Here is a 3,267-nt window from a genome sequence, read left to right on the forward strand (position 1 = left end):
GAAGCATTCACTGTCTCTTTTCATTATCACTTTTGTTACGATCCTGTGTTCTGAATCTTCTCCGGCTTTGCCTACCACTTCACCAAGCCTGAGACCTACCTTTAACGACACCCATCATCAAACCACTGCCTCAGCGGGCGATCTGAAGCTTTTCGAGTTGTGCTCAGGTAATATTGAGCATCCGGATCTGCTCACTACGGAGGCCATGAAACAAGCGGCTGTTAAAGCGCTTGAGCAGGTCTCTGCTACCTCTAAACAACTCATCGATCGGTGTGTTATCAAGACCCCGCTCAGAGACAGCTACCTCGACGAAGAAATCGCTGGATTCAATGCCAACAAGTCATGGGAAGATACCACCAGCACCGCCTTTTTACTGGTGGGTGTTGGTATGAAGTCAGAAACGATCATAGCAGAAGAAAGCTGTGCCTCGAAAAAACCGGTTATTGCCGGCCAAAAGGAGGGTCAGCTTTCAGTCTTGCCCAGTAACTGGCTTGAACAATTTCAGATCAAAAAAACCCTTCATTTAAAAACCGGACAGATGCTGATCGGGGTACCACTTGACAGCAGTAACGGTTCATTCGCAGATGGCTATTTTGCTGCCGTACAAAGAAAAATTGAACCCACACATCACTGTAATCACCTCTATGAAGGCTACTACAGGAAAAGTACAACTTATAAAGGGGAGCTTATTCACTTCAGTGGTGCAGGTATCCTGATCACTGGTTTAACCACATTGCCTGCATTACACAATACTTTTGGGGCATACCTTCGCATGAAAGATTATTGTTGGAGAGCAGATGAAGAAAAGTATTTCCACATCACAAGCCACGAGGCGCACAGGGAAATGCTGAAAGGAGAACTGGATCTGAAATCGCTGGAAGTTCCGGATAAAGGTTACATGCTCAATATTTTCGGGAATGAGCTCTTCCAAATCCTTCAGCCCGCCGTTAGCATTTCTCTTGCGGATGAATCCGAAGACGTCGATTCAAGGATGTTTAGCGGCAGAACCCTGGTTGGCTTTTCGAACAATAAAGTCTATTCCTGCTACACAGGTCAGGTTGAAAAGGCCCTGAATATTGATATCGCCTACCAGGATGCCTCACCGCAACCCGAGTTTATCCGGGCCCTGGAATTCAAAAACAATCACATCCTGGGGAATGCACCACAGGCCATGAGCCTCGTTCTTCCCGAACACGTTAAAGCCGACATCAGCAACAATCAGTTTGTAACGACAAAAGTCAGTGCCAGGAGTTCAAGAGGTATTTGCCTTGTCGGCCCGGTCCAGAGCAGAGAGGACTGGCAATTCCCACTGATCGCCAATCTATCGGGCAATCTTATAAAAGGCTATCGGACAGCACTGTCCTTGGCGGGCTATCAGAAGCTAGTGTTGAACTCAAACCAGCTTCTGGGCGATCGGGTGTCCATTGGACGCCATGGGAATCTGACTTTGCCGGTCACACTGGCAGGCGACAAAAACAACCAGTTTAAGGCGGGCGATGACCACCCCTGTTACCAGCTTGAACATACTCATATCATCGGTGGCTTTGTATTTTCCGACGCTACTACTACCTGTCCGGGCAGGCTCACTCCCCCAACAATGTTTACTACCTCATACCCGCAGACATTCAGCTCTGTAAAATCTTCTGACTCTGTCACAACATCGGTTGTACATTCCCAGACAGAAAAACCATCTACCAGAAAACGGCTCACCAGTTCACAAAGACTCGTGACAGGAATTCGGCAAGTCTTCAGCAATGCGACGGAGGCAAGTTATCTTGAGTCCCTTGATGACAAAGTCAGTGATAGTTCGACGAGCCTGAACGTTTGGCAAACCTCGCTGGCAGTCGTTGGCGGGTTAGCTATTGTGCCTACGGCTATTGTTCTCGGTTATTTCAGATACAAAATGAAACTCTATTTACTGACACCTCCTACCGAATGGTACCGCTTGAGGTCTCAAGATGATCTTTAATGGGCACTGAGCAGCAGTTATATTTTGACAGGGGTGATTATCTCCGGTGAAGGTATAAACTTCGCCGCTATGGGTCGAGCGTACTTCTTAATTTCGCCCCTGAAGAGTAATGATTTCAGACATTAATATCCTCCCCCGCCCTGATCAGCTATAGTCTTACGCGAAATGAAAATAATCACTTTTCAAAAAATCCTACCGCCGAATAACACCGACTATACTCTCTTAGCAAATAAAAACATTATCTAACAAAAACAATAGTACCTGCTTGAGATCAAGCTGCAGCCATATTTCGGCATGAATGATTATTAGTACTAACCGTTTTTGTTTTACGACACTTATTGTGTAATGAGGACGCCATGAAACATCTACTGTCTCTCTGCATTGTCGCTTTTATAACGGCCCTGTTTGCTCAACATTCTCCAGCCTATCCCTCCACTTCAGCAACCGCGAGCCCTACCCACAACGCCACCCATCCTCAAACCACTGTCGCAACAGGCAGACTGGAACTCTCCGAGTTGTGCAAAGGAAAACCCTTAGGCGAGGACCTGCTCACCTCAGAAGCCATGGTACAGGCAACTCTAAAAGCACTCAGGCAAGTCTCTGTCAGGACCAGACAATTCATTGACCGATGTGTTATCTACACCCCGACCGAAAAAAGCTATTTCGACGAAAGCAAAATCAACTACCTCGACGAAAGCATTGATGAGTTCAATTCTGACAGACCATGGGAAGAGACCACCAACACCGCATTTCTTCTGGTGGGTGTCGGCATGAAGTCAGAACCTGTTTCCGCTGGTGAAGACTGCGCTTCGAAACGGCCGGTCATTGCCGGTAGCCACGACGATCTGCCTTCGGTCCTGCCCGGTAGCTGGCTTGAACACTTTCAGGTCAAAGAAACCATCCATTTAAAAGCAGGGCAAATGCTCATCGGGGTGCCACTGGACCGCAGTGACGGTTCATTGGCAGACGGCTATTTTGCTGCCCTGATGAAGAAAATTGAGTACAAACATGACTGCAGAGATGGCGGTTGGTCCTGGTCCAGACGCTACCACCATAACAGCGAAAAAGTTTTTTTCAAAGGTGAGCTGATTCACTTTAACGGTGCAGGCATCCTGATCACGGGTTTGACCACGTTACCTGCACTGGACGCCTTTATGGAAGATGCTGGCAAACATTGCGAAGCTGATTCGAAGGTTATCACTACTGCCAGCCACGAAGTGTACACTGAGATGCTGAAAGGAGAGCTGAACCTGAAATCCCTGAAAGTCCCGGCTAATGGCTACATGGCCAATATTTTC

2 protein-coding genes are annotated in these 3,267 nt (G+C 47.5%); both read left to right on the forward strand.

What is annotated here, in order from left to right; all coding sequences use genetic code 11:
* A partial coding sequence (locus KDK16_RS11625) for a hypothetical protein (RefSeq protein WP_257276237.1) occupies positions 1–1,969 on the forward strand: 1,969 nt, incomplete at its 5' end.
* 356 nt (positions 1,970–2,325) lie between these two features.
* The coding region (locus tag KDK16_RS11630) for a hypothetical protein (RefSeq protein WP_257276238.1) at positions 2,326–3,267 on the forward strand (942 nt) is incomplete at its 3' end.

The organism is Endozoicomonas sp. SESOKO4 (genome assembly GCF_024606275.1).